At 35.2% G+C, this 18,242-nt stretch carries 16 protein-coding genes, 1 tRNA gene and 1 CRISPR repeat array; of the genes, 8 read left to right on the forward strand and 9 right to left on the reverse strand.

Annotation, left to right across the window (positions count from 1 at the left end; all coding sequences use genetic code 11):
• From G580_RS10135 to cas2, 5 genes are all read left to right on the forward strand, one after another.
• Positions 1 to 2,610 (forward strand): CRISPR-associated helicase/endonuclease Cas3, encoded by a 2,610-nt coding sequence (locus tag G580_RS10135; protein WP_051173142.1) that lies wholly within the window; start codon positions 1 to 3, stop codon positions 2,608 to 2,610.
• An 83-nt stretch (positions 2,611 to 2,693) separates the two neighbouring features.
• Positions 2,694 to 3,668: an ERCC4 domain-containing protein gene (locus G580_RS0105615; protein WP_211211372.1), complete on the forward strand. Its 975-nt coding sequence runs from the start codon at positions 2,694 to 2,696 to the stop codon at positions 3,666 to 3,668.
• A 19-nt stretch (positions 3,669 to 3,687) separates the two neighbouring features.
• Positions 3,688 to 4,212: a CRISPR-associated protein Cas4 gene (cas4, locus tag G580_RS0105620; RefSeq protein WP_028841379.1), complete on the forward strand. Its 525-nt coding sequence runs from the start codon at positions 3,688 to 3,690 to the stop codon at positions 4,210 to 4,212.
• Positions 4,213 to 4,215: 3 nt separating this feature from the next.
• Complete coding sequence (gene cas1b / locus G580_RS0105625) at positions 4,216 to 5,193, forward strand: type I-B CRISPR-associated endonuclease Cas1b (RefSeq protein ID WP_028841380.1); 978 nt, start codon at positions 4,216 to 4,218, stop codon at positions 5,191 to 5,193.
• A gap of 3 nt (positions 5,194 to 5,196) precedes the next feature.
• Positions 5,197 to 5,463: a CRISPR-associated endonuclease Cas2 gene (gene cas2, locus G580_RS0105630; RefSeq protein ID WP_028841381.1), complete on the forward strand. Its 267-nt coding sequence runs from the start codon at positions 5,197 to 5,199 to the stop codon at positions 5,461 to 5,463.
• A gap of 212 nt (positions 5,464 to 5,675) precedes the next feature.
• A CRISPR array of direct repeats spans positions 5,676 to 6,882; the repeat unit is 29 nt; unit sequence GGTTCATCTGAACCATGTGGGATATAAAG.
• 319 nt (positions 6,883 to 7,201) lie between these two features.
• Here the strand turns inward: cas2 and G580_RS11020 are convergent.
• From G580_RS11020 to G580_RS0105660, 5 genes are all read right to left on the reverse strand, one after another.
• Entirely contained in the window at positions 7,202 to 7,693 is a 492-nt protein-coding gene (locus tag G580_RS11020; protein ID WP_169357087.1) for a hypothetical protein, read from the reverse strand.
• 13 nt (positions 7,694 to 7,706) lie between these two features.
• Entirely contained in the window at positions 7,707 to 7,886 is a 180-nt protein-coding gene (locus tag G580_RS0105645) for a hypothetical protein (RefSeq protein ID WP_028841382.1), read from the reverse strand.
• Between the two features lie 303 nt (positions 7,887 to 8,189).
• The gene (gene rho, locus G580_RS0105650; protein WP_028841383.1) at positions 8,190 to 9,443 is read right to left on the reverse strand and encodes a transcription termination factor Rho; all 1,254 of its coding nucleotides are present in this window, start codon (positions 9,441 to 9,443) and stop codon (positions 8,190 to 8,192) included.
• A 202-nt stretch (positions 9,444 to 9,645) separates the two neighbouring features.
• Positions 9,646 to 9,718: transfer RNA gene (locus tag G580_RS0105655), tRNA-Asn, on the reverse strand.
• Positions 9,719 to 9,812: 94 nt separating this feature from the next.
• Positions 9,813 to 10,556, reverse strand: coding sequence for a hypothetical protein (locus G580_RS0105660; RefSeq protein ID WP_028841384.1), 744 nt, complete (start codon positions 10,554 to 10,556; stop codon positions 9,813 to 9,815).
• Positions 10,557 to 10,694: 138 nt separating this feature from the next.
• Here G580_RS0105660 and G580_RS10145 point away from each other — a divergent pair, with 138 nt between their 5' ends.
• Both G580_RS10145 and G580_RS11025 read left to right on the forward strand, forming a co-directional pair.
• Positions 10,695 to 11,900 (forward strand): inositol monophosphatase family protein, encoded by a 1,206-nt coding sequence (locus G580_RS10145; protein ID WP_245542849.1) that lies wholly within the window; start codon positions 10,695 to 10,697, stop codon positions 11,898 to 11,900.
• Complete coding sequence (locus G580_RS11025) at positions 11,900 to 12,793, forward strand: GGDEF domain-containing response regulator (RefSeq protein WP_051173147.1); 894 nt, start codon at positions 11,900 to 11,902, stop codon at positions 12,791 to 12,793. Before G580_RS10145 ends, G580_RS11025 begins: the two co-directional genes overlap by 1 nt.
• Here the strand turns inward: G580_RS11025 and G580_RS0105675 are convergent.
• Genes G580_RS0105675 through G580_RS0105685 form a run of 3 tightly spaced genes read right to left on the reverse strand, consistent with a single transcriptional unit; the run spans position 12,790 to position 16,154 of the window.
• A complete protein-coding gene (locus G580_RS0105675) occupies positions 12,790 to 14,778 on the reverse strand; it encodes a ribonuclease catalytic domain-containing protein (RefSeq protein WP_028841385.1) in 1,989 nt (662 codons plus the stop codon). The genes G580_RS11025 and G580_RS0105675 overlap by 4 nt on opposite strands.
• Positions 14,778 to 15,500, reverse strand: a complete 723-nt coding sequence (gene hisA / locus G580_RS0105680; protein WP_028841386.1) for a 1-(5-phosphoribosyl)-5-[(5-phosphoribosylamino)methylideneamino]imidazole-4-carboxamide isomerase — start codon at positions 15,498 to 15,500, stop codon at positions 14,778 to 14,780. Before hisA ends, G580_RS0105675 begins: the two co-directional genes overlap by 1 nt.
• 3 nt (positions 15,501 to 15,503) lie before the next feature.
• The gene (locus tag G580_RS0105685) at positions 15,504 to 16,154 is read right to left on the reverse strand and encodes a hypothetical protein (RefSeq protein ID WP_028841387.1); all 651 of its coding nucleotides are present in this window, start codon (positions 16,152 to 16,154) and stop codon (positions 15,504 to 15,506) included.
• Between the two features lie 233 nt (positions 16,155 to 16,387).
• Here G580_RS0105685 and G580_RS0105690 point away from each other — a divergent pair, with 233 nt between their 5' ends.
• Positions 16,388 to 17,707, forward strand: a complete 1,320-nt coding sequence (locus tag G580_RS0105690) for an NCS2 family permease (RefSeq protein ID WP_028841388.1) — start codon at positions 16,388 to 16,390, stop codon at positions 17,705 to 17,707.
• Between the two features lie 195 nt (positions 17,708 to 17,902).
• On the opposite strand, the gene G580_RS0105695 is transcribed toward G580_RS0105690, so the two are convergent.
• The coding region (locus G580_RS0105695; RefSeq protein WP_028841389.1) for a transposase at positions 17,903 to 18,242 on the reverse strand (340 nt) is incomplete at its 5' end.

The raw sequence follows: 18,242 nt of genomic DNA on the forward strand, positions 1-18,242 counted from the left end.
ATGGGTGAGATTTTAGCAAAAAGTAAGAAGGCTATTTCATTAAAAGAACATACAGGTGGGTTACTTAATCAGCTAAAAGTTTTAATAGAGAAAATTCCAAAACTTAGAGAATATGAAATATTACTTAAACTTGCTGCCTTTGCTCATGATTTGGGAAAAGTAGCCCCTTCTTTTCAAGTCTCGTTAAAAAATTGGAACTATACGCCTCGTCCGGTTTTTCCTGATTTGCCTCATAGTTTATTTTCTTTGCTATGGCTTGATGAGAGTAAGATTAAAGAAAAAATAAACGATGAATTTGATAGGAAATTGCTCTTTTCTGCGATTGTTTTTCATCACTGGAGAGATAATTTTCAGGATATATTATTTGGTACGGATAAAAAATTTAAAGAAGCTGTAGGCCTGTTATTGGAAAACGAAAGTTTAAGAAATGAGTTACTAAACAATCTGAAAAATCACTTTAAAGATAATGAATTAAAAGAATTTGCAGAAATTTTAGGTTTTAACAGTGATTTTGCAGAAACTGTTGTGCGGGGCACAGGTCTTTTTGATTTTTTAATTCCACCTTATTATTCATACTTTTTGCCGTATAGATTAGAAATGAATTTGTCTCAGAAGAAAAAATGGATTAACCTTGCAGGTAATTTAATCAGAATTGATCATTTTGTGTCTTATATTCAAGAAGAAGGGATTGAAGAAAGTATAGAAAAAGAAATACCCGATACTTCGTTTGTGAAGAATAATATTAAAACAGAGATAAGGGGAAAAATTAACGATAGTAAAAAGTCAATCTGGCAATTAGAAACATTTAACAATTATAAGGATAAAAACATAATTCTTATTGCCCCTACAGGTTCAGGAAAAACAGAGTTTGCATTTTTATGGGGAGCTGGGACTAAATTAATATTTACTCTGCCTTTAAGAACTGCTGTAAACTCTATTTATAATCGTTCATTGAAATATTTTGGAGAGAACAATTGTGGGCTTTTACATTCAGATGCAGATATTTATTTGTTTACGGAAGATATAAAAATAGAAGGCGAATTACTAAGAGTCTTAAATATGGCCAAGCATTTATCCTTTCCCGTGTTGATTTCTACAGGTGACCAGATTTTCCCCTCAGCTTTGAAATATCCGTATTACGAGAAAATTTATGCTACACTCGGTTATTCGAAATTGGTTATAGATGAAGTTCAGGCCTATGATCCAAAAGCAGTTGCTATAATAGTAAAACTTATAGAAGATATCGTAAAAATTGCCGGTAAGTTTTTATTAATGACGGCGACACTGCCTAATTTTGTAAAAAAAGCTATTGAAGAAAGAATAGGAAAAGAAAATTTTGAGATTATTGACCGGTATGAAACTGGCGAATGTAAAAAAATTGGTAAGCATAAAGTAAAACTTTGTCAGGGTGATATTGAAGATAAAATTGATGTAATATTGAGTAAGGCGGAAAAAGGAAAAAGAGTGCTTGTTATTCTTAATACTGTTGAGAAAGCACAAAATGTTTATATAAAACTTAAAGAAAAGAATAATGATATTTATATTAAACTTATTCATTCAAAATTTACGCTTGAGGATAGGAAAAGACTTGAAGAAGAGATTGTTGGACACTATGATGAAAGTCAGAGATGGATTCCAGGGACTTTTGGCAATCCCAAACCTGATGATGAAAGAGAAGGTAAAATACTTGTGGCTACACAGGTAGTTGAAGCTTCTTTGGATATAGATGCAGACATACTTTATACAGAACTTGCACCGATAGATGCCCTTATCCAACGAATGGGACGGGTATTGAGGCGAATCAGATGTAAAGATACTTATAAAAAGTATTTAGGTTCAAAAGAACTTTCTGAACCTAATGTTATAGTTTTTTACCAGAAGCCAGATGATAAAAATAAGTTAACCTCTGGAGCAGGAACTGTTTATCAAAATGACCTTTTAGCTTTTTCTCTTGCGTTGTTTTTGGGAGTCCCTGAGAATAAAATAAATGAACTAAAAGAGAAACATTGGAAAGAATTAAAAAAGAATAAACCAAAAACTAAAGAGACAATCACAAGCTTTTTAAATGATTTATTTAAGTTTCTTGGGAAAAATAATCAAGAAAATATTTCTTTTTTAACCGAAGAAGATAAAAAGTTATTGGTCGAAAAATTATATGATCTTTTGCCAGTAAATTCTGGTTACTTACACGAGTTTTATAACACCCTTGAGATTCTTGATGCAGGCTATATGTCAGATAAAAAGCAAGAGGCATTGAGGATTTTTAGAGAAATTTATACTGTTCCAGCTGTGCCGCAACAAAGAATAGAGGAGTTTGAAAAGGCTATAGAAGAATTTTTAAATAACGATACAATTAATTATACAAAATTCAAGACTGATGTGCTTTCAAAATTCGTTGTAAATATAGATATCAGAAAATATTTCTATAACAATGCTTTGAATTTAAAAAATGCTTCATCCATTGCGTATGAGATTGAAATTGATAATGAAAAAATAAAGAAAATTAAAAGATGGCTCAGTGATATTTACATCTTTGATGGAGAATATGATTCATGTTTGGGAGTTTACTTTGAGAGAGCAAATCATGGACTTTCAGGAGAAATTTGGTAATGATGGACCAAACTTTCTTCATCCTTGAATCAGTTAACAATCCAAAATTCCCCTATCGCCTGACTATCAGGCAGGGGGAAAAGGTGCTTCTTGCTATAAGGGTTCAGGATAGATGGCTCAGGCAAAAGGGGAATATCTTTTGTATAAGAGAGGACAACAAAGAGCTTGACCCACCTGTTGAGGAAATTGAAAGAGTCCCTGTTGTTTCATTAAGGCGTTATGGAAAAAGATTAGCTATTGTTCTTGATAGACCTATAAATAAACGATGTGATTTTCTTTTTTTAAAAAAGAAATACAAAACCAAAGAAGGTGAATACGAACAGATATTCTGGAGGACTCAAAGGGCTCTTACTGAAAGGAGCCCAAGGGTTAAGCTCAGTACTTACCACAAAGGCAAACTAAATTTGATAGTGGATGCAAATGAAAGATATCCCTGGAAATTTCCTGAATTTGAAATAAAGAAAGAGAAATTACCTGTGGGTGATTATGCATTGATTAACGAAACAGGCATAGTTGCAGTGGTAGAGAGAAAGACTTTTGACAATCTTCTTGCTGAATTTGGCAGAATGTCTGCGTTTCATCAGCAACTTGGAGAGCTTGAAGCATACAGGTATTCAGCAGTAGTAATAGAGGCAAATTACTCTGATTTCCTTAATCCTAAAAAGATTAAATTTTATACTCCAGCTTTTGCCGCCAAGGCTATTGCTGAGCTTTATGCGATGCATCCAAATCTCGCCATAGTATTTGCAGGCAATCGCAAACTTGCCAATGAATGGGCTTATAGATTTTTTTGTGCTATAAATGCTCATGAAAATGATACCCCACATGCAAAAGTCTCTGAAGTGATTGAAGAATACGGAGCCTCTCAGGAAACCAGGGGAGGGTTATATTTCGAATTAAGAAAGAGCATCATTGAAGGATTTCAAGAAGAGTTTACACTTTCAGAAATAAAAGAAAAATTTCCACATGCATCTGTTTCAACCATAAGAAAACTGCTTAATGATTTAAATAAAGAGGGTGTTATTACAAAGTACACCAAAGGCAGGAAAAGCTATTAGAAAAAAATAGATAAAGCTGATGAATGAATTAAAAGAAGATAGCTTTGACTTTCAAACACTTAAAACCAATGGTATCAAAGTAAACTATCTCTATGTCTGCGAGCGCAAGCTCTGGCTTTTTGACAGGGGAATCCAGATGGAGTCAAAATCTGACAGAGTTCTTATGGGGAAACTTCTTGGAGAGTATTCATACCCAAGAGATGAAAAAAAGGAAATACTTATTGACAACCTGATAAACATAGACATCGTTGGAAACAGTAACATAAGAGAAGTTAAATACAGTAACCGCCTTGCCCATGCAGATAGAATCCAGCTTCTTTATTATCTTTACTATCTAAAGCAGTTGGGTGTAGAAAAGCGAGGCATTATAAACTATCCTAAGATGCGAAAACGAAAAGAAGTTATCCTAACGCCTGAATCAGAAAAAGAAGTTGAAGAAGCTTTGCTCAAAGTTTATGAAATAACAAAAATGGATAAACCTCCACCTCTTCAAAGAAAACCTTACTGCACTAAATGTGCTTATTATGAATTCTGCTGGGGATAAAGCATGAGAAACTACTATATTTTCTCAAATGGAAGACTGAAGCGAAAGGATAATACCATTTATATAGAAAACGAGAAGGGAGAGAAAAAAGCTATCCCCATTGAAGATGTAGATACAATCCATGTTTTTGGAGAAGTTGACTTAAACAGCAAAGTTCTTAATTTTCTCTGCCAGCACGGAAAGACTGTACATTTTTACAACTACTATGGATTCTACTCTGGAAGTCTCATGCCAAGAGAGAGAAACGTGTCAGGGCATCTTTTAGTAAAACAGGTTGAACATTATCTTGACTCAGAACGTAGATTTTATCTTGCTTTTTCCTTTGTAGAGGGTGCAATCTTTCACATGTTAAGAAATCTCAGAGAATACAAAAACACTGAAGGATTTCAGGAAAAAATCAAAAAAGAGTTAACTAATGCAATTGAGTCAAAAACTATTAGTGAGCTTATGGGATGTGAGGGTAGGGCAAGAGATGTTTATTATGAAGCCTTCAATACTATTTTAAAATCCGATTTTTCAATAGAAAAAAGAGAAAAAAGACCTCCTACAAATCCCGTTAATGCTTTAATTTCCTTTGCAAACAGCATGATTTACACAACAGTGTTGAATGAGATATATCATACCCAGCTTAACCCTACAATAAGCTATCTTCATGAGCCAGGGCACAGGCGATACTCTCTAAGTCTTGATATTGCAGAGATATTTAAACCTCTCATAGCAGACCCAATTATATTTAAATTGATAAACAACAAAATGCTCAGGCTTGATGACTTTGAGGAAGATGTAAATTATTGCTATCTGAATGACAGCGGTAGAAAAAAGTTTATTAAAGAATTTGACCAGAAGCTTACCACAACGATAAAGCACAGAAAAATGAAAAGAAATGTCTCTTACAGAACTATCATCAGAATTGAGTGCTACAAGCTCATTAAACATTTCATTGAAGATGAAACATATGTGCCTTTTAAGGCGTGGTGGTGAAATATGCCGTATTTGATTGTTACATATGACATAGCAGAAGAAAGGCTAAATAAAGTGAGAAAAATTCTTAAAAAATACTTTATGTGGGTTCAGAATTCGGTTTTTGAGGGAGAGATTAGTGAGGGAAAGTTATTAAAGTGCAAGTTAGAGCTGGAAAAGGTAATCGATAAAGAAAATGATTCTATATATTTTTACAGTCTTGAGAACAGGTTGAACTACAGAAAAACAGTCCTCGGAATTGAAAAGGATATGACAGGGAATATTTTATGATTTTGCATCGAACCTGGTTTTCTGCCAAAATTTGAATAAACTTAATGAATGCTATATAATAAATAAAGATAGATTTTATTATCTTTTTTAAAATCGATTAAAGGTTTGATGCAGATAAAATAAAAATCCAGGTTGTAGATAAAATTATAGATTGTTTTAAAATTTTTATATATAAAGCTTTTGCATGTAATTTGATGTTCTTTGACAATTGGGGTTCATCTGAACCATGTGGGATATAAAGGTTGATATTCTAAGCTTAATGTTCCATGGTTTCAGTGGTTCATCTGAACCATGTGGGATATAAAGGTTTGATAGACGATGACAAGTATTTTTCATCTGGACGGGTTCATCTGAACCATGTGGGATATAAAGAATAAGAGATTTCATCTTGCTGCTTCTTAAGGGATAGGGTTCATCTGAACCATGTGGGATATAAAGCTGTGAGTCAGTGAGGGAGTTGACGGATGCGGTATGGGTTCATCTGAACCATGTGGGATATAAAGATCAAAACTTCTTCTTTTGTGAGCAAACTTACAATCGGTTCATCTGAACCATGTGGGATATAAAGAGTTTAAAGAAATCTTTGGTTTTGAACCAGAATTAGGGTTCATCTGAACCATGTGGGATATAAAGTTTTATAACCAATGTTATCCTGAAGAGGCAAAGATTTCGGTTCATCTGAACCATGTGGGATATAAAGTTGTAAACATTGCAGGTATAATCATTTCTGCAGCTCGGGTTCATCTGAACCATGTGGGATATAAAGTTTTATAACCAATGTTATCCTGAAGAGGCAAAGATTTCGGTTCATCTGAACCATGTGGGATATAAAGTTGTAAACATTGCAGGTATAATCATTTCTGCAGCTCGGGTTCATCTGAACCATGTGGGATATAAAGCCTATCTTTTTTCTTTTATTATAACATAGTTTTAAAGGTTCATCTGAACCATGTGGGATATAAAGTATGTATCTCAAAATATGTAAGAATTGATTTAGGATGGTTCATCTGAACCATGTGGGATATAAAGCCACAATTGCCTGCTCTACAATACTTTCAAGACACAGGTTCATCTGAACCATGTGGGATATAAAGGAAGATGCTAATGTATATGAAGTATTGACATATCAAGGTTCATCTGAACCATGTGGGATATAAAGGACTTTAGTTTAGAATTATTCTAATTTATCGGTTATGGTTCATCTGAACCATGTGGGATATAAAGGAGATTTTCTAAAAAATCCCTCTCGCTCTCCCACAAGGTTCATCTGAACCATGTGGGATATAAAGCTTGAACATGTTTGTTATAAACTCATTCTTTTCATTGGTTCATCTGAACCATGTGGGATATAAAGATCGGGGCAGTGGCAGGGGCAAGAGTAAGAGAGTGCGGTTCATCTGAACCATGTGGGATATAAAGGGAACTCCCAAATCAATTGGCAATGTTAGAAATATTTTGTTTCTTTAGAAATTAGTAGTATATTTTAGTTAATGTATTCTTTTAACTTTGGAATACACTCGTATGCCTGCTATATTGAGTTTGTCTTTAAAGTCTATCATAGGTCTTCTCATCGGTCCTTTGATGGTTTTATTTTTTATTGCATTTGTAGTTGTTTTTTTAGTTGTTGTGTTTTTAAAAACTTTAGTAGAAGCCTATTTGATTCCTTATCTTATAAAAAAGAAAAAAAGGAGATATTTAAGAAGGCTTCTTAAAGAAAAACTTATCTCCCTTAATGTTTTTATTTATTTTTTAAATAAATATTTCTCAAATATTCCGGTAGAAGTTGGACAGGATAAGTTTTCTCTCCAATTTTCTCTAAATGCCACCACCAGTGGTCAAAAGGATACTTTTGAGGATCATCAAATAAGTCAGAAGGATCTGCCCCTTTTTGTAATACAACTTCTATTAACATAAGATCAGCGATTTGTACATCCTCTTCATCATCAAGACCTTGTTGATGAATTTCCTCTCTTGTTTCTAAAAGGGCAGGTGCAGAAGCATAATAACGAAGATCGTCAGGAAATTCACAGAATAAAACCCAACTTTTTATTAATTCACTTTGATAAGAATCGTAGATTAACCTGATCTCACCTTTTAAAGCTTTTTCGTAAACTACTCTAAGATATTCAGGAAGGAGTTCTTGGGGATAGGATTTTTCAACAATTTTATCTAAATGCCACCACCAGTGGTCTTGAGGATACTGCATCGGCTCATCAAAATACTCTATCAACCCTTTTCCCTTTCTAAGCAAAGTTGTAATAAGGTTTAAATCTGCTTTTTTTCACCTTTGCTTCACTATCAAGTTTATGTTGATAGATTTTTTCTCGTATCACAAAAAGATTTAAATCAGTAGCATGATATCGAAACTTAAAGCAAGAAGGTTCACATAACAGACACCACTCGTTAATAAGCTTTGTTTTCATATTTCTTTTCTATTACATAATAACTTTAATTATCCTTGAATTATTATATTAAGCATATAAAGATTGTCTAATCTTTATAGTACATGTTAGAGCAAAAATATAGCTCTACAAGATGCAGAGATGCTTTTCTTTTTTCTGAGAGGATTGTTAGGTTTAAAAGGGCAACTCTTTCTTTTATTTATATTCAATTAAAAAAACACTACGGATTAAATCTGATGCCTATCTTACATTTTTTCTAACGTCGAGGAAAGGTTTAAAATAGGAAACCTTGGTAGGTGGTCCTGACCAAGGTTTCCTGTCGATTTACTGATTCATTTTGCTTAGAAAGTCTTGGTTGCTTGAGGTGTCTTTCATCTTTTCGATAAGGAACTCCATACATTCTACTGAAGAGAGAGGCGAGAGAACCTTCCTTAATAACCAGACCTTGTGAAGAATATCAGGAGGTAATAAAAGTTCTTCTTTTCTTGTACCACTAAGATGGATGTCTATGGCAGGCCAGATCCTTCTATCAGCCAAGCGCCTATCTAAGACTATTTCCATGTTACCTGTACCTTTAAACTCTTCGAAGATTACTTCATCCATACGGCTTCCTGTATCTATAAGACAGGTGGCGATGATAGTGAGGCTACCTCCTTCTTCTATGTTTCTTGCAGCTCCAAAGAACCTTTTGGGCTTGTGTAAGGCGTTGGCATCAATTCCTCCTGAAAGAAGTTTTCCGCTTGAAGGAACTACCACGTTATAAGCCCTGGTTAAACGGGTAAGACTGTCAAGTAAGATTACCACGTCATATTTACACTCAACCAATCTTTTAGCCTTTTCTATAACAATTTCTGCTACTTGAGTGTGCTTTTGAGGTGGTTCATCAAAGGTAGAGCTTACGATCTCAGCCTTAGGAACTATTCTCTGCATTTCTGTTACTTCTTCAGGTCTTTCGTCTATCAAAAGGATTATTAAATGTACATCGGGATAATTAGTTACTATTCCATTGGCGATATTCTGCAACAAAACCGTTTTTCCTGTTCTCGGAGGTGCAACGATAAGACCTCTTTGTCCTTTTCCTATAGGAACGAATAAGTCTATAATCCTGGTTGAAAGATTATCTGGGGTGGTTTCTAACCTAAGCCATTGGTTAGGATGGATAGGGGTAAGATGGTCAAAAGGGGTTCTGGTTCTAACTATTTCTGGTGAAAGATAGTTAACTCTTTCTACCTTGGCTAAAGCAAAATATTTTTCCCCTTCTTTAGGTTGTCTGATGTAACCAAAGATCGTATCACCAGTTTTTAGACCAAACTTTCTTATTTGTGGAGGAGAAACGTAGATGTCTTCAGAACTTGGAAGATAATTATAGTCGTTAAACCGTAAAAAACCAAAACCTTCTGATAAAACTTCTAAGACGCCTTCTACGATGATTTCTACACCTTTATTAAGCAAGGTACTTATGATGTTGTAGATTACATCAGATTTTTTATAGTAGTTATAGATGTTTTCTATGTTTAATTGTTCTCCTATAGAATAAAGTTCCGTAAGGTTTTTTCTCCTAAGTTCTGAAAGATAGATTGGGCTACCTAATTCTTCAAGAACTTTCTCTACACTGTCTTCTGAAGGAACGATACTTTTTCCTTTTTGGATCTCTTCCATCGGCAAACTCCTTTGATTTAAATTTTAGACAAAAATTTTTTAGACATCTAAAGAAACCTAATGGTGGAATTTTAGATTAATTCAAAGATAGATTCTCACAAGTTTTAAAAATTAAAATAAGCTCCCCGGGCAGGACTCGAACCTGCAGCCTATGGGTTAACAGCCCACCGCTCTGCCGATTGAGCTACCGGGGAATATTTTATGAGATATTCATAAAAATAAAATAAAATCATATTTTGTCAAGGCCCTCAAGAGGTCTAATGTTAAAATTTTTCAATCATTTGAGGTTTAATAACAGGATAAAACCACATAGGCAGAAAGTTCTACTGTTTGTTCTTGTTTGGGGCTTGGAGGCTCTATCGTCGTTTTTTCTTCAGAAAAACTTCTAATAAAAGAGGCTTTTGGGATGACGATGCCTTCACTGCGCTGGTCAAGGTTTAGGGTAGTGATGTGACAAGATTTATTAAGGGTTGTAGAAACCTTTTCGGCAAATTTTATAGCTTTGGTTATTAAGGTTAATTTTAACTCTTCTGTAATGGTTTCCAGGTCTTTTTCTGTTATCGTCCAGTAAGTGTTGGTTACAGAAAAATCAAGTTTATCACCATACATCTTTTTAGCCTCTTCAAACATAGAGTAAACCTTGGTTTGTTCGTTGGGATCTTTTAGCTCAAAAACATAAGAAAGGAAGCCCTTATAACCATAGCATACTTGTTTATCCTTTATCCATTGACAGTTTTTGTATATATTGTACCTTCCTCCCTGGTATTTTACCCCTAAGTCCTTCACTTTTTTGTCTATCGTACCTAAAAGGTTTATGACTTCTATCTCCTTAGGTAAAGGTTGGGTAGATGCTTCAACAGCAAGCTTCAACACGTTCGGTATGATTTCCTTTTTTTCTTTAAGTGAGGTTGAAACAGTCGTGATCTTAGTATGACTACTTTTAGTTTCTGCGTAAACTAATCCCTGGTTTAAGAGAAAGGTCCCCCAAGCTATTACCACCAAAATTATCATTGACAAGCCTTTTTTATCCATCCTTCCCTCCTTATCCTCTGATGGTAAGCTTTTATAACATTTTGAAATTAAAACCTCTTTTTGTCAACCTATCGATTAGTAATAAAAATAAGGAAGGCGTCTTGTAATTTTGGAAGATTATAATATTTTTTATTTATAATGGATTGGATAAAGCTGATAGACCCTCTAAAAAATCTGGTTTTAGAAGTTGGCAGTTTTCAAAAACAAGCTTATTTTTCTTCGGTTGAGGTTTTTCATAAGGAAAAAATAGATCTGGTAACCTCTGTTGACCTTAAGTCTGAGGAAAAGCTTAAAGATGGCTTAAAACGAATTTTTCCTTTTGCCTCTATTTTAGCCGAAGAAAGTTATCATCCTCAACAAGATTTGCCCGAGGTTTTTTGGTTGGTTGACCCGTTAGACGGTACCACCAACTTTGCTCATCGCCTTCCTTGGTTTGCCATTTCTGTGGCTTTAATGCAAGGGGAAACCCCTGTTTTAGGGATGGTTTATAATCCGATGACAGAAGAGCTTTTTTATGCAGTACGAGGTCAAGGGGCCTACCTAAACGGCAATGCTATTAGAGTTTCTTCGGCAGATAATCTGCTATCCTCACTTTTATGTACTGGTTTTCCTGTATCTAAAATCATGGATAGTCCTGATTTGTTTATCCTTTTGTTTAAAGAGTTTATGACGAAATGTCAGGGGGTTAGACGCTTTGGTTCTGCTGCTCTTGATTTGGCATACGTTGCCTGTGGGAGGTATGAAGGGTTTTGGGAACCTTATCTTAAACCCTGGGATACTGCAGCTGGAATCCTTCTTGTGGAAGAGGCAGGAGGTAAGGTTACAGACTATTTAGGTAACCCTTACCATCCTTTCCTAAACACCATAGTGGCTTCAAACAGTCATATTCATCAAGCCATGATAGAGATAACCTCAAAATACCATCCAGATACCTTTAAACCTTATAAAAACCCCTTTCCTACGGTAGATATTATCATTAAGTTTGCAGACGGGATTGTGTTAATCTATAGAAAAAATTCCCCTCAGGGATGGGCATTACCTGGAGGTTTTGTAGACTATGGAGAATCCCTTGAACAGGCAGCGATAAGAGAGGCTAAGGAAGAGACTAATTTAGACATAGAGCTCGAATATCTTCTTGGTTGTTATTCAAGTCCTAACAGAGACCCAAGGTTTCATACTATTTCTACAGTATTTGTGGCTAAAGGGAAAGGAATGCTTAAAGGAATGGATGATGCTAAAGAGGCACAAGTGTTTAAGTTAGAAAAAATTCCCTGGGATTCTTTGGTTTTTGACCATGCACAGATACTTAGAGATTTTTTAAAAAGAGAAAAAGAGGAATTTTAGTGAAGTTAGCTAAGTGGTTAGATTTAATAAAGACAGAGCTTAAAGAGAATCCAAAAATTTTAGTTTATGATCAGGGAAAAGAAGTAACCTTTTTTTTGGAAGAAGTTTTAGAGACCTATAAGGTGGAAATAACAAGTGTTGAAAGGTTAGAGTTTTTTAAAGAAGAAACTTTTCAATTGGTGGTGTTGGTGGGGAGAGGAGGGGAAGATCTTTCGTTTCTTCTAAACAAAGTTACAGAATTCTATAAAGAATCTAAGGTGTGTGTGGTTTTAAACTTTTTAAAAGAGGAAGATATAGCCCGTTATTTTGACTTAGGGGCAGATGAGGTTATTTTTAAACCTTTTAGTATAAACGAACTTAAAGCCAGGTTGGCTAAACTGTTTAAAGAATATTACCTGGATAAAAAGATAAAGCGTTTTTTGATAGAAGACCCTTTGACAGGGGTTTATAACAGGAGGTTCTTTGAAGAAAAACTGAGAGAAGAAGCCTATAAAGCCCTTAGACAGAGACATTCCCTTAGTTTAATGATGATAGACCTTGACAACTTTAAATGGTATAACGATAATCTTGGGCATAAAGAGGGAGATGCTTTGCTAAAGTTGGTAGGAGAAACGCTTTTAAATAGTGTAAGAGCAGGGGTAGACCTGGTTTTTAGATATGGAGGAGATGAGTTTGTTATCCTTTTACCCTATACTACCAAAGAGCAAGCCGCCCAGGTAGCTGAAAGGATTAAGAAAAACTGGGAGAGGTATAACATTCCTAATGTTAGGATTTCTATTGGTATTGCTCAGTTAGAAGATAAGGAAGATTTAAAAAGGTCTATAGAAAATATACTTGCAACGGCAGATGCTTTGATGTATTCTGAAAAGAAAGCTAATAAAAATTCAGTTTAATCAAGTTTCAGCCTCAACACCTCTAATCTGGGGTTGACCTTTTCTATTTTAACGATTATTTCTTGCCCAGGATTAAGGTTTTCTTTGAACCCTATCAGGTCTCCTGTAAGGTTAAAATCAACCAAGTATACCTTAGCCCTTTTGTTTTGTACCTGCAAAACCAGACCTTTTAAAGGTTGGTCTTTAACCTGGGTTTGCAAGTATTTAAGTAGAAAATATTTTTCTCTTTTGTTTTGAAGAAAGGTTGCTCTTTGAAGGTTAGTTTGCAATTCTGGTAGAATTTGGTTCAGTTCCTTTTCTGAAAGGGGAGGGGTACCAGCAATAAGGGCTTTCAATTGGTATTGGTTTACCAAGTCTGCAAACCTTCTTATCGGAGAAGACAAGGTCGCATAAGCTTCAAGCCCTAACCCAGAATGATATTCTGGGAAAAGAGAGAGCTCAGATTTTGCAAGATATCTTAGTTGAAGAAGTTTAAGATAAAGGCTTTCCTCAAAGTTTTCTATTATTTCTGCAGGTTTAGGTTGAGAACGAAAAATTCCAGGAATTTGATTTTGTTGAAGTAGTTTGGCTCCTAAGTAGTTCGTGAGAACCATGGCTTCAGCCACCAACATCCTGGCAGGGGTCATTTCTATCTTGAAAACCGAGATGGTCCCATCCTCAGCTACCTTAACCTCAACTTCAGGCAAAAAGATGGCAAGAGCTCCATTTTCATCTCTTTTTCGTTTAAACTGCATAAAAAGATGATAAAGTTTTTGCCAGAAAAGTTCTCCAGAACTGAGATATGAGTCTACCTCTTTATAAGTAAGTCTCTTTTTTACCTTAATAAGAGAGGAGGTGGCTTTAAATTCTTTAAGCTCTCCGTCTTTTTGCAGGTAAATCTTAAAGGTTAAGGCAGGTCTTATTTCTCCTTGTTTTAGACTAAATTTTTCATGAGAAAGAGAAAACGGTAGCATAGGGATGATTTTTTCAGGAAGATAAAGGGTTAACGTTCTTTCTAAAGCACTATTCCAAAGAGGGGTTCCAGGTTTGATAAATCCAGCCACATCTGCGATATGGACATAAACTAAATATCCCTCTTCTGTCTCCTCAAAACTTAGGGCATCATCAAAGTCCTCTGTGTCTTCAGCGTCTATGGTGAAAGTGCCTAAATGGGTTAAGTCTTCTCTGGGTTCATCATCTAATGAGGAACGAGAAATCTCTTCTGCCTGTTTTATTTCTTCCAAACTAAAGTCTAAAGGAAACTTTGTTTTTAAAAACTCTACGTTTTCGTCTTCGTCAAACAGGTTTAGTCTAACTAACAGGTCGAAAATCTGATTTTGTTCCTTAATTTCTGTCTTCTCTAAAACGTCTTTAATCATCTTTCCTGAGGGACTCTGCTCTTCCCATAAAAAATAGTCTTTTAAAGCAGTTCCCCAAAACTCTATGGTTTCTTGGTCAAACTTTTCTATAGATCCTGATTTTAGAGATTTTATAAACTCTATACCTTGGTTTATTTTTTTTAATCTTTCGAGTTCTTTTTCTCTCCTATGGATTTCCCTTTCTACTTCGTCTCGAGGCATTATTTCTACTTGGTTAGGTGCCTTTAACCTGAAATAGAGTTTAGCCTCGCAGACCTTTCGTAAAAAACCTGCGATTTCGTCTTCTTCTGGTACTTTTCCAAGAAAAAGTTCCACCAGGTCTTTAGCTAAAAAGTCTCCCCCTTCATCAACCACCACTTCCCAAAGTTCTTTTAAGTTAAAAGTATCCTTTAGTTTTTCTCTTTTTTCATGTTTTTCTTTGAGGACAGTTCCTACCTGGGTTAGGTCTTTTAATGAGATAGATTTTTCTTCAAAGGATATTAAAGCGTGGTAGTTGATGGTCTCTTCTTTGCCAGAAGGTAAGACCACATGAAGGCGTTTGCCTTTTACATCTTTAACGTAAGCGGTAGTTGTTTTTTCTCGATAGAAGATATCTACTATCTTATTTTTTAAAAAAATAAGGTCCATCACTCCGCAAGTAGCAAGGCCTCTTTGAGGTTTAACGTGCCTTCATAAAGGGCTCTCCCGGTTATAACCCCCATCAATCCTGAATTTTCATAAGGTTTTAATTTTTGGATATCTTCTAAAGTGGAAACCCCTCCTGCTAAGATGATAGGATGTTCTGAAACCTGTAGTGCCTTTTCTAATCTATCTACTTCTACTCCTTTTTGGGTACCATCTCGTTCGATAAGGGTTAAAATAATCCCAAAAAGCTTAAGACCTTTTAGATTTCTTATAAAATCCAAATAGTTTACCTCCGATGTTTCCAACCATCCTGCTATGGCTACCTTTTCACCTTTTACGTCTACACTTACGATTATTTTTTGAGGATATTGACTGGATAAGGTTTTTAACCAATCAACCGAAGAGACAGCTTTAGTTCCTAAAATGACCTGAGAGACCCCATTTTTTAGATAGGTCTCTACATCTTCTTTTGTTCTTATCCCTCCTCCTACCTGAACAGGGATGTCAAGACTTTGGGCAATTTTTATCACCAGGTCTTGATGGACTGGTTTCCCTTCTTTGGCTCCATCAAGGTCTACTATATGAAGCCTCTTAGCCCCTTGTTGCCTGAAAAATCGGGCATATTCCTCAGGGTTTTCTCCGTATACTTTAGTTTTTTCATAATTTCCCTGAAAAAGCCTTACTACCTTATGATTTCTTAGGTCAATAGCCGGTATTACCAACATTTTTTACCTCTTGGCACCAGGAAATTTTTGTAAAAGAAGTTCAATTCCATTTTCAGCCAGTTCCTTAGCGGTAAGCCATTTGATTTTTTTGTAGATTTTAAGGTTTAATAGGTTTTCACTCAAAGGCTTTTGGGTCTCGTCAAACATTTCTGCCCAGACAATCTTTCCTGAAGAACCATCGTAAAGTACCAAGATAAAGGCCACACTTGCTGGCTCGTTTACAGAAAAACCACTCCCTTGTCTTTCCTGATAGCGATAAATCCTTCCGTAAAGGATGGTATCTACTCCAGTTTTTGAAGCTAACATTCTAATAAATTCAGGAAAACTTTGGCTTTCGGCAACTGTTTCTGAAATTAAAGTTTCCGCCTCTTGAGGAGTAAGAGGCCTAAACTGATAAGGAAGGTTGACAGTTTGCAATCGTTTTCTTAATACTTGGTTAAGGGTTTCTGAAGCTGACATTTGGATGGGGCCTGAAATTATTCCTTTGAAAGGTACTATGAAAATTTCTCTTTGTTCTGGGTTGAAAGACTCAAAGGGAAGAACTAAAACGGTTTTAAAAGAGGTAGTCGTAGATTTGGTTTGAGGAGGTGAAGTTGCACAGCCTCCACACATTAAAACCAAACATAACCCGAGGCAAAAAAGAAAATTTTTCATAAAAAAACCTCGCAGTTAATTTTTAGTGTTATACATGTATTATAACATACTAAACTAGTTTATCCACTAAAACGAAAAAACAAAAGGGTAGTAAACCTGAACACACCAACCATGGTTAGATTGATTAGAAAGCTTCGTTTAAGGTATTAAAAAATAAAACTTCAAGTTGACGAAAAGGAGTTTTTTTTAATATATTTGCATTATATTTTCAAAAAAATAAAGGTTTAGGAGATATGCTAAAAAATTTAGAAAGTTTTGCCCAACGGATCTTTAAGTTAAAACAAAGAAATACCGACGTAAAAACAGAGTTTATAGCGGGTTTTACCACGTTCATGACGATGGCTTATGTGCTTGCGGTAGTACCTTCTATCCTTTCTAAGACGGGAATGCCAAAAGAACCTCTTTTTACCTCTGTAGTTTTGATGTGTATGTTTTCTACTTTTTTGATGGGGGTTTATGCTAACTTACCTTTTGCCTTAGCCCCTGGGATAGGGTTATGCGCCTTTTTTACTTATACCGTGGTTTTAGGAATGGGATACTCTTGGCAAACAGCTCTTACTGCTGTGTTTTTAGAAGGGATAATTTTTATCTTCCTTACAGTTACCAACCTTAGGACTGCTATTGCTAAAGCTATCCCTGAAAATTTGAAAAGAGCAATTTCTGTAGGTATAGGCCTTTTTATAGCCTTTATAGGGCTTCAAAATGCTCATATTGTGGTTAAAAACCCTAATGTTCTTGTTCAACTTGGAGACTTAACCAACCCTGAAGCCTTTTTAGGGCTTTTAGGAATAATCATTACAGGGGCTTTACTTTTCTTTAAGATAAAAGGAGCTTTGCTTTTGGGTATTCTTATTACCGCAGTCTTTGGGATCCCTTTGGGAGTAACTCGCTTAGAGAATTTACAATTTTTGTCTTTACCCTTTTCTTTGTCTCCGGTTTTTTTTAAGTTTGATTTTAATAACATTTGGTCAGGGGATTTTTTTATCATCATTCTTACTTTTCTTTCTATAGATCTTTTTGATACCATCGGAACGCTTATAGGTGTTTCTACTAAAGCAAGACTTGAAGAAAGATTTGAAGAAAGTATAAACTTTAAACGAGGGCTTTTGGTAGATGCTATAAGTACAACTGTAGGTGGTATCTTGGGAGTTTCAACGGTTACTGCTTATATAGAAAGTGCTTCAGGAGTTACAGAAGGTGGAAGGACAGGACTTACCTCTGTTTTTACCGCTTTCTTTTTCTTTTTAGCTTTGTTTTTTTCTTCTCTTTTTTTATCAATCCCTTTTTCTGCCATTACTCCTGCTTTGGTGTTGGTAGGGCTTTTTATGTTAACCGTCATCAAAGAGATAGATTTTGAAGATTACACCGAAGGGTTGCCTGCCTTTTTAACCATAATGTTCATGCCTTTAACTTTTAGCATAGTAAACGGCATCATCATCGGGGTGTTGAGCTATGTCTTTTTGAAACTTTTATCTGGTAGAAGAAGAGAAGTTCCTATCCCTACCTTTTTGATAGCCTTGTTTTTTATAGTTAAACTAATAATAGGTTTTTAGGTTTATGATAACCTCACGTTTACAACGTGATAGATGGGATTATAATTTAAATATTAGGTCGATCCTATGGATCCTTTAAGTTTGCTTGAAAAGTACGGCAGAGATAACCCTGAGTTTTTAAATCTTATCGTTAAACACTCTCAGGCAGTTGCTAAAAAGGCTTTGGAAATAGCCAAAAAATTTCCCCGACACTTGTCAAGAGAATTGTGTCTCCTTATAAAATCTCTTTACAAACATTTGCCTCAATTCGTATAAAGCAGACTTAATTAAAGGAAGTGGTTTTTGCCATCTCGTTTTCTGAATCCGACTTACTGTTATGTATATCGCAACCTCTGCTGTCTTGATTGATTGAAAATATCCCCCTGTATTTACCCTTATCAGCTCTATCCTGCTATTTATATTCTCAACCACATTCGTCGTGTATATATACCTCCTCACCCCCTCAGGATATTTCTTATAAACAAAATAATGCTCCTTCTTTTTCAAAAGTCCCTTTATATAAGCTGGATACTTCTTCTCATAACTCTTACATAAT

It is taken from the genome of Thermodesulfobacterium hveragerdense DSM 12571 (genome assembly GCF_000423845.1).
GTDB classification, from domain to species: Bacteria; Desulfobacterota; Thermodesulfobacteria; order Thermodesulfobacteriales; family Thermodesulfobacteriaceae; genus Thermodesulfobacterium; species Thermodesulfobacterium hveragerdense.